The 8,717-nt window shown below is 69.5% G+C and carries 7 protein-coding genes; 2 read left to right on the forward strand and 5 right to left on the reverse strand.

Annotation, left to right across the window (positions count from 1 at the left end; all coding sequences use genetic code 11):
• Positions 1-390: 390 nt before the first annotated feature.
• Positions 391-2,004: a hypothetical protein gene (locus DBV14_RS32960; RefSeq protein ID WP_260397320.1), complete on the forward strand. Its 1,614-nt coding sequence runs from the start codon at positions 391-393 to the stop codon at positions 2,002-2,004.
• Here the strand turns inward: DBV14_RS32960 and DBV14_RS32965 are convergent.
• The 4 genes from DBV14_RS32965 to DBV14_RS32980 form a co-directional block, all read right to left on the reverse strand.
• A complete protein-coding gene (locus tag DBV14_RS32965) occupies positions 2,001-3,131 on the reverse strand; it encodes a hypothetical protein (RefSeq protein ID WP_124466418.1) in 1,131 nt (376 codons plus the stop codon). The two genes, DBV14_RS32960 and DBV14_RS32965, sit on opposite strands and share 4 nt — an antisense overlap.
• A gap of 4 nt (positions 3,132-3,135) precedes the next feature.
• Entirely contained in the window at positions 3,136-3,915 is a 780-nt protein-coding gene (locus DBV14_RS32970; RefSeq protein WP_124466421.1) for a hypothetical protein, read from the reverse strand.
• Complete coding sequence (locus tag DBV14_RS32975; RefSeq protein WP_124466423.1) at positions 3,905-4,945, reverse strand: hypothetical protein; 1,041 nt, start codon at positions 4,943-4,945, stop codon at positions 3,905-3,907. Before DBV14_RS32975 ends, DBV14_RS32970 begins: the two co-directional genes overlap by 11 nt.
• A gap of 62 nt (positions 4,946-5,007) precedes the next feature.
• On the reverse strand, positions 5,008-6,033 hold the full coding sequence (locus DBV14_RS32980) for a glycosyltransferase family 2 protein (RefSeq protein ID WP_124466425.1): 1,026 nt from the start codon (positions 6,031-6,033) through the stop codon (positions 5,008-5,010).
• 96 nt (positions 6,034-6,129) lie between these two features.
• On the opposite strand from DBV14_RS32980, the gene DBV14_RS32985 reads away from it, so the two are divergent.
• A complete protein-coding gene (locus tag DBV14_RS32985) occupies positions 6,130-7,476 on the forward strand; it encodes a UDP-glucose/GDP-mannose dehydrogenase family protein (protein ID WP_124466428.1) in 1,347 nt (448 codons plus the stop codon).
• Here DBV14_RS32985 and DBV14_RS32990 read toward each other — a convergent pair.
• The gene (locus DBV14_RS32990; RefSeq protein WP_124466431.1) at positions 7,459-8,634 is read right to left on the reverse strand and encodes a CaiB/BaiF CoA-transferase family protein; all 1,176 of its coding nucleotides are present in this window, start codon (positions 8,632-8,634) and stop codon (positions 7,459-7,461) included. The two genes, DBV14_RS32985 and DBV14_RS32990, sit on opposite strands and share 18 nt — an antisense overlap.
• Between the last annotated feature and the right edge of the window lie 83 nt (positions 8,635-8,717).

Genomic DNA, 8,717 nt, shown 5'->3' on the forward strand with positions numbered 1-8,717 from the left:
CCCGGTGTCAGTCGCACAAGCGAAAGAATGACCCCGCGCCCGCGTCACTCCGCATCGGCCAGCAGAAGACCCCGAACGGCAGCGCTCCCAGCATCGATGTATCCCCGCGCTTACGGCGCCTTTGCCGGAACTTTGCCTGGCCCCGGTCTCTTCCTCATTCGTGGCTAAGAGTCGCTGCCTAGATTGACGCATCGCTCAGGAAAGGTCGGCGGACGGTGTGCAACGGGCAGGCCGCGCTGCCCGAAGCCTATGACCACTCGCCGGTTTCATCACGTCATTTTTGCGGACGACTTTTTCCGCTCCGCCGCCAACGGCCTTGCGTATCACGCCGCCGACCGGCGCTTTCTCCGGGGCTTCCTAGACTCCGCGCTCGGCCGCCTAGGCCTCCCCATGCGCGACGTCGCGCCCCTCTCCGACGGTGGCCGCATCGACGTCGCACGGCTCATGGACCGGCTCGAATTGCCCCGCACCCCCGCCGGCTGGGCCCGCGCCTGCGTCGCCGATCTGCTGCCGCTGGCCGGGCGCGACGGCATGCCCGCATTCGATGCGGGTTGCCTCGTCATCGGCTGGGGCCTTACCCCGGCGCTGCTGCATTGCATTCACCGCAGCGGCGCGAGCTACCTCGACATCGAGATCGATCCGCGCCGCTTCACCGAGCACATGCATTTTTGCGCCCGCACCAACGACCCCGTCATCGAAGCCGCGCTGCGCGCCCGCTGCGTGGACGACGAACTGTTCTGGAACCACGCCGCCGTGCGCAAGGGCTGCTTCGCGCGGCGGGGCGCGCCCACGCTGTTCGATCCGCGCCTGCGCGTGGGCCTGTTCTTCGGACAGGACCTGCTCGACCTGTCCCTGGTGAGCGGCGGGCGCACCATGCACCCGGCCAGCGTCATCGCGCCGCTGCGCGAACTGGCGCAGGGCGTCGACCTGCTGGTCATCAAGCCGCATTCCCATGAACCCGCGCTGCACGACCTCGTGCCGATAGCGCGCGCCATTCCCAACGTGGCCTGGACGCGCGAGAACACCTACGCGCTGCTGTCGGCGTCGAACGTGCATTTCGTGGCCGGCCTGTCGTCGAACGTGCTGGCCGAGGCGCGCTACTTCCGCAAGCCGGCCCATGCGCTGATCGAGCCAGACCGCGACGCGGCAGGGCAGTTGCCGCTGGCCTGCTCGGACTGGATCGCGATGGGGCCCGGCCTCGGCGCCATGGATTTCGTGGAGGCCGTTTGTGGCGGTGGTGATGATGGTGGTGGCATCGATGGCCGTGCGAAAGAACCAGAAGCAGAAAATCACCATGCCGCATCGCCCGGCCCCAGTCCAGTTCCAGGTTCCACGGCCTGGCCCGCAACGGCCATCGACCGCGCATTCGGCGCGCGTCGGAGCTTCGACGATGACCAGGGCCTGAGCCTGGGCCTGCCCGAAGTGTCCGAACTGCAGCTGGGCCGGCCCTACATGTTCCACCCCGGCAGCGCCGCGCTCGGCTGGCTCAGCCACGGCTGGTCGGGGTTTCACGACGCCGGGGTGCGCAGCCACGGCGAGCTGGCCTGCCTGGTGATTCCTCTGCCGGCGCTGTCGCCATCGGCCTCGCACCAGCAGCCGCATCGGCTCGAGGTGCGCATCGACTTTCTCGCCAATGCCAAGCCCACCAGCGTCCATGCGATGTTCGATGGCGTGGTGCTGCCGGGGCAGCGCGCCACCGGCGCGCGGCGGCGCAGCGTGGTGTTCGAGGTGCAGCCGACCGCGGGGCGCAAGTGCCTGGTGCTGCAGTTCGTGGTCGCCGATGCGAGCCGCGCGGTGGCCACTGGCGGGATGCGGCGGCTGGTGATGGCGCCGCCGAGCTTTTCGATCCGCAAGCTGCAGGTGTCGCTGCGCACGGGCCGTGGCGTGATCTCGGCGCCGCCCGAGGCAACAGCCTCCAGGCCGTGGTCCGAGATGTACCCGGTGCGCGCCGTGGCGCGGGTGTTTCGCGCGCTGGTCGATTCGGCGCGCAGGGTCAGCGGCTAGCCACGCGGCGCGGCCAGGGCCGACAGCAGCACGACCCAGTGCTGCAGCCGGTCGATGGCCGCCTGGCGCCCCTCGGCGGCACGCCCGCCATTGGTGTCCGCATCGTCGCCGCCCGCGTCCCTCAATTCCCCCGCCGCCACCGTCACGGCCCGCGCGAACTTCCGCGCATCGCCGCGCCACACCACCACGCGGTGCGCCAGGCCCAGTTGCGCGGCGCGGCCCGCGTTGATCGCCTGTTCCGGCTGGTCGGTCAGCAGCAGCAGGATGGGCTTGCGGTACACCGCCGCGATCGACAGCGCCGCCATGCCCGGCGCGGAAACGATGAAGGCGCTGTGCGCGGCCGTCTCGATCCAGTGCTCGTCGCGCGCATGCCAGCGCGGCCGGTCGGCATAGCCTTCGCCGACCAGGTGGGCCGGCAGGCCCGCGTCGGCCAGGCCTTGTTCAAGACCGTCGGCCAGCGCGGGCTCCTCGAAATGCGGATTGAGATAAACGGCGGCGACGCGTTGCGCGGCGTCGCTCCGGTCCACGGCATCCACCACCGCGACGGGCGTGGCCAGCCGGTGCCTGCCGCGCCCGTCGTGGCTGGGCGCGTCGAAAGCGAAGTCGTGTTCGATGCGCGCGCGGCTGCGGTCGATCTGCCAGGCCACGATGCGGCCGAACACCCGGGCGACGGGGCCTGGCATGCGGCCGCTGAAATTGGTTTCGAGCGCGTGCCGCAGGCTGGCGCCGTACACGTGCACGACCTTGTGGCGCCACCCCGGCATCCAGCCCATGAAGAGCAGCGCGGGGTGGAATGAATCGTTCACCACCAGATCCGCGCCACGGAACCAGCCGCGCAGCCGCACGATGTCGCGCAGCATGCGCTCGGGCCTGAACATGTAGTGGGCGACGTTGCGATCGGTTTCTCGGCGCAGCATGTTCTGCTCGCGGTCGAACTGCACCGCGTAGTGGCGCGAGAGCACGGGCGCGTCGATGCCGAAGCCGGCCAGAAAGCGCGCCCCTTCGTCCGAGGTGGTGAGCACCTGGACCTGCGCGCCGGCGGCTCGCAGCGCGTGCGTGAGCAACTGCGCGCGCATGAGATGGCCGCGCGCGTCCGCGGTCGCAAGGTAGACGATGCGCGGCGGCATCGACTCAGGCGTGCACGCGCCGCGCCGCGCCGGGGCGCAGCCGCAGGGCCAGGCCGGCGAGGAACATGCCGGCCGCACCGGTGATGCCGAAGCCGCGCTCGGTGTCGCGCACTTCGCGCATCAGTTGGGCCAGCCGCGCCTGCTCGTGCGGTGCCACGCAGCGTTGCAGCGTGTGGCTGCACAGGCGGATGTGGCGGTCTTCGTCGGCCAGCACGCGCGACAGCAGCGGGTGCAGTGCATGCGCGGGGCCGATCAGCGCGCAATGCCGCTGCAGGATGCGCGAGGCCATCTGCTCGGCCGACAGCCCGATGGCGTAGGCCGGCACCAGCCCGCCATGCGCAAAATGCGGCGCGTGGCGCCGGATGATTTCTTGCCAGCGCGCGAGCTTGCGGCGGCTCAGCCAGTCGGGCCGTGGCGCTTCTTCGGGCGAGGCCGCGGCCTGCGCGCTGCCGCCGCGCTCGACGATGGCCTCGGCAAAAAGACGCGCGTGCAGCTGCTCGTCGGCCAGGTGCTGGTCGAGCTGGCGCGCCAGCCAGTCGGGTGGGTCGATGCGCAGTTCGCGCTGCAACGCCTGCTCGGACGATTCTTCGCCGACCAGGTAGAAGCGAAGCAGCAGCATCTCGCCGGCATTGCTGGCATGCAACTGGCGCAGCGCGGCGCGCTTGACGTGGCGCACCAGCCGGGCCTGCAGCGCCGGCCAGCCGCGCAGTTGCGGTGATGCGAGGCAGTCGAAGCCGGCGGCCGTCGCTGAAGACGCAGAAGAAGAAAAAGCTTCAGCGTCCATCGGCCTTGGTCTTCAGGGCCTGTTGCTGCTGCTGCTGTTGTGGTGGCAGAGGCTGTTGTTGCTGCCAGCCCAGCACGAGGCCGATGAAGCTGTCTTGAAGGAAGGCGCGTGCCGCCGCATCGGCGCCCGCGAATTCGCGCTGCTGGCCGTCGTAGCGCACGTAGCCCTTGCCGTTGGTGGCGCCGAGCACCAGCTTCTCGTTCTTGCGGAAGCCGCGCTGCAACAGCGGTTGCAGCAGCGACTGCGATTCGAGCCCGTACAGGAACAGGTCGCGCTGCACCACCTGGCGCGGGATCTGCCCGCTCAATGCCTGCAGCTCCAGCGTCCAGTTGCCTTGCTGCATGGCTTCGGCCAGCTCCCGACCCTTGGCGCCCGGCGCATGGAAGCGTGCGCGCGCCACCGACTTCGAAGCCTTGCTCAGGCCCAGCCCGATGGTGATGTCGGCATCTTTCGCGCCGCCGGTGCGGTTGTCGTTCACCTGCACCAGCACGTTGGCCAGCCGCGCGGTCAGCGAGGGCTTGGCCAGCGCTTCGGTGATCTGCGCGGGCGTGAGCACCACGCGCTCGGCGCTGCCGTCGTTCACGATGACCTGGTACGGGTCGATGCGGATGTCGCCGAACTCGTCGCCGACGGGCGAGTGCGCATGGCTGCTCACCGACCACTCGGTGCCCGAGCGGCTCAGCAGCGCGTGGAAGGTCAGCGGCACGCGCTGCCCGCTGCGCGCCTGGCCGGAGCCTTGCAGCAGCACATCGCCCACGATGGTTTTTTCGCCGTAGCTGCGCGTGTTGGTGAAGCGGATGGCGTGCGCGGCACCGTCGAGCGCGGCACGGGTGTCGGCGTCGTCCAGCGCGAGGCGGTTGCAGTCGCCGGCGGCCGCGAGCGAGCCGAAGGGGCAGCCGCTGTCGGACTTGAAATTGAAGACGCCGCGGCCGGTGAAGTCGGCGGCATTGGCAAGGGCAAAGGCGCTCGCGAATGCAAGTGCGAGGCCCGTCGCCACGTGGCGAACGGAAAACGAAGAGCGAATGTGCATGGTCTTTTTTGCTTGTTGTTCTTCTGGAGAAAGAGAGAGCCAGAGAGGGGCAGGGAAAACTGTCAGGGCCGGTGATAAGACAGCGCCTGCGCATCCGCGTTCGTCTTGCCGGTGGTGTGCCAGCCGATGCCGCGTGCAAACGCGCCCAGCATGTCGACCGCCGAGAACCCGAGGATCAGCGCCACGCCCGCTGCCCAGCGCAGGCCGCGCAGCGGCGGCAGGTCTTGATGGTTGAGCGCGCGCACGCTGAAACCCAGCCGCGTGAACAGCACGCAAAGCGGCCCGATGGGGCCGCTCTTCGCAAGCCATTGCCAGCGCGCCGACACATAGCTGCGCAGCAGGTGCGGCGTGAGCGAATAGGTGTCTTGCCCGCGCATCCAGCGCAGCTTGAGCGCCTCGGCGCGCGTGTCGGGCAGGCGGTGTTCGGTGTGCGCCGCGGCCGCATAGTGAATGGGAACACCCGCGGCCTTCAGCCGCATGCCCAGCACCTGGCAGTGCGCGCGGTACACGCCGTCGAGTGCCTGGTAGCTGTGTTTCTCGAACACGTCGCGCCGGAAGGCCACGTTGTTTGCGTAGAAGTTGCTCGTGGCGCCCGCGTGGTCGGCGTTGGGGAAGTACATGAAGTCGATGGTCGTCAGCGCGGTGCCGACCACGTTGGCCGCGTAGCTGGTGCGGCCGGCCACCACGGCGGGCGCATCGGGCCGCGTGAAGGGCGCCAGCATCTGCAGCAGCCAGTCGTCGTCGGGCAGGCAATCGGCATCGGCGAACACCACGTGGTCGCAGCGTGCCGCGTCGGTGGCGGCAAAGCCGACGTTCTTGGCGTCGTAGTAGCCGGTGGCGGCATCGATGCGCACGAAATCGACCGGGCGGCCCGCGAGCGCGCTCACCGCATCGCAGGTGGCCGGGCTCAGTCCGTCGTGCGTGACGACCACCTGCGCCAGCGCCGTGAGCGGCAGCTTCTGGCGGGCCAGCAGGGCGACCAGGCGTTGCAGGCTGGTGCTTGTCTTGGCTTCGGCATCCGCTCCGCCGCGCAGGTTGTTGGTCTCCAGGACCAGCGCGCAACGCGCGGCAACTTGATCGGGCATCATCGAATTTTCCTGTCCGGACATTGTTTTGAAGGCTTGCATCCTGCTTTTATCGCACAACCGTGCGCGCCACCAGTCCCCGAAGGAAGGGGGGCGTCCATGAAAGTAAGCATCTTCGGTGCCGGCTACGTGGGCCTGGGCTTTGCCGCGTGCCTGGCCGAGGCCGGGCACGAGGTGCTGTGCGCGGATGCGGACGCCGGCCGCATCGATGGGTTGCTGCGCGGCCGCATGCCGTTGCACGAGCCCGGCCTGGAGGCGCTGGTGGCGGCGGGCCTTGCCGCCGGAACGCTGCAATTCACCGCCGACGCGCGCACCGCCAGCCTGCACGGCGACCTTCTCTTCATCGTGGTCAACACGCCGGCCGATGCGCAGGGCGAGGTCGATCTTCAGCATGTGATGGCAGTGGCACGCAGCATCGGCCAGCACCGCGACCGCGATGCGCTGGTCGTGTGCAAATCGACCGCCCCGGTGGGAACGGCCGAGCAGGTCGAGGCCGTGCTGCAGGGCGAGCTTTCGCAACGCGGTGCGGCGCATCGCATCGCGGTGGCGGTCAACCCCGAGTTCCTGCGCGAAGGCTCGGCCGTGCGCGATGGCCGCCGGCCCGACCGCGTGGTCATCGGCACGCAAGACCCGCAGGCCATCGAGCTGCTGACCCGGCTCTACGCCCCGTTCGTGCGCGATGCGAAGCAGCAGCTCCTGGTGATGGACCGGCGCTCGGCCGAGCTCACCAAGTACGCCGCCAACGCGATGCTCGCCACCCGCATCAGTTTCATGAACGAAATGGCGCGCGTGGCCGAGCACGCGGGAGCCGACATCGAGATGGTGCGGCGCGGCATCGGTGCCGACCCCCGCATCGGGCCCGGTTTCCTGCAGGCGGGCGCGGGCTACGGCGGCTCATGCCTGGCCAAGGACGTGCGGGCGCTGCGGCACGCGGCCGACCGCGATGGCCACGCGCTGCGCATTCTCTCGGCGGTCGAGGCCGTCAACCACGAGCAGAAGGGGCGGCTGTTCGACCTGATGGCGCATCACTTCGAAGGTCGCATCGCCCACAAGACCATCGCGCTCTGGGGCCTGGCCTTCAAGCCCGACACCGACGACATGCGCGATGCGCCCAGCCTCGTGCTGCTGGAGCGCTTGTGGGCGGCGGGTGCGCGCGTGCAGGCCTACGACCCGGCGGCAATGGCGAATGCGCGCGCCATCGTCGGCGAGCGCGGCGACGGCATCCGCTGGTGCGCGAGCGCCGAAGAAGCGCTGCAAGGCGCCGATGCACTGGCGCTGGTGACCGAGTGGCGCGAGTTTGGCCAGCCCGATTTCGCGCACATCGCGAACACGTTGAAGACGCCCGCGATCTTCGACGGCCGCAATCTCTACGACGCCGCCGAGGCCGAAGCCGCCGGCATCGCTTACTACGGCATCGGCCGCGGCCGTTCAGTGTTCCTTCGCTGAGCCATTGCTGTTGCCATCGTCGTTGGCGGCGGTGTCCAGCGGCAGGAATGCGCTGCCCGGCGTCAGCGGCACATGGCGGTAGCTGGCCGGCGTGCGGCTCAGCTTCACCGGCGCGCCGATGCCGCGGTAGCCGCCTTCCATCTCGACCACCATTTCGCGGTGCAGCGTGTGCGGATGCTGCAGCGCGGCGTCCACCGGCAGCACCGGCGCCGCGGGCACGCCGGCCGCCATGAGTTGCTCGACGAGTTCGCGCCCGTCGAAGGCTGCCATCGCCGCTTCGAGCTGCTGCTTGAGCCCGTCGCGGTGCACCGAGCGCGCGCCGGCGGTGCGATAGAGCGGATCGTCGGCCAGCGCGGGCAGCCCGATGCAGCGGCACAGGCTCGCGAACTGCCGGTCGTTGCCCACGGCCACGAACACGGGGTCGGTGCCGGTGGCCAGCGCGTCGTAGGGATAGATGTTGGGGTGCGCATTGCCCGTGCGTCGTGGCGCCGTGCCGTCCATGAACCAGTTGGCTGCGTGCGGATGCAGCAGCGACAGGCCGCTGTCGTACAGCGCCGCTTCCACGAACTGTCCGCGCCCGCTGCGCTGGCGTTCCTGCAGCGCGAGCAGCACGCCGATCACCGCGTTCAGCCCGGTCACCATGTCGACCACGGGCAGGCCCACGCGCAGCGGCCCGCCATCGGCTTCACCATTGATGCTCATGATGCCGGTCATGGCCTGCACGGCGGCGTCGTAGCCGGGCAGCGCGCCGAGCGGACCGTCGGCGCCGAAGCCGGAGACGCGGCACCACACAAGGCGGGGAAAGCGTTGCGACAGCGCCTCGTAGCCGATGCCCCAGCGCTCCATGGTGCCGGTCTTGAAGTTCTCGATGAGCACGTCGGCGTCGGCGACCAGTGCGAGCAGTGCATCGCGGCCTTCCTGGGTGGAGAAGTCGAGGTGCTGTACGCGCTTGTTGCGGTTGAGCCCGTGGTAGTAGGAGGCGACACCTTCCTTGAAGGGCGGGCCCCAGGTGCGGGTGTCGTCGCCTTGTGGTGGCTCGACCTTGAGTACGTCTGCACCATGGTCACCGAGGATCTGGCCGCAGTACGGGCCGCCGAGGATGCGCGAGATGTCGAGTACGCGGATGCCGGTGAGGGCGCCTTTCGGGGCTTGTGTCATTTCGGTCTTTCGGTGTTCTTGTTTGTTCGTTCTTGGCGCTGCTGTTTGGGAGCGGGTGCGGATGCGGGAGCGGGGTCATTCGG

The organism is Variovorax sp. KBW07, assembly GCF_003852515.1.
Taxonomy (GTDB): Bacteria; Pseudomonadota; Gammaproteobacteria; order Burkholderiales; family Burkholderiaceae_C; genus Variovorax.

Coding starts and splice junctions, on each gene's coding strand:
- DBV14_RS32975 (WP_124466423.1), bottom strand. CDS start 4,945: ATGCACATTCGCTCTTCGTTTTCCGTTCGCCACGTGGCGACGGGCCTC.
- DBV14_RS32980 (WP_124466425.1), bottom strand. CDS start 6,033: ATGATGCCCGATCAAGTTGCCGCGCGTTGCGCGCTGGTCCTGGAGACC.
- DBV14_RS32965 (WP_124466418.1), bottom strand. CDS start 3,131: ATGCCGCCGCGCATCGTCTACCTTGCGACCGCGGACGCGCGCGGCCAT.
- DBV14_RS32990 (WP_124466431.1), bottom strand. CDS start 8,634: ATGACACAAGCCCCGAAAGGCGCCCTCACCGGCATCCGCGTACTCGAC.
- DBV14_RS32970 (WP_124466421.1), bottom strand. CDS start 3,915: ATGGACGCTGAAGCTTTTTCTTCTTCTGCGTCTTCAGCGACGGCCGCC.
- DBV14_RS32960 (WP_260397320.1), top strand. CDS start 391: ATGCGCGACGTCGCGCCCCTCTCCGACGGTGGCCGCATCGACGTCGCA.
- DBV14_RS32985 (WP_124466428.1), top strand. CDS start 6,130: ATGAAAGTAAGCATCTTCGGTGCCGGCTACGTGGGCCTGGGCTTTGCC.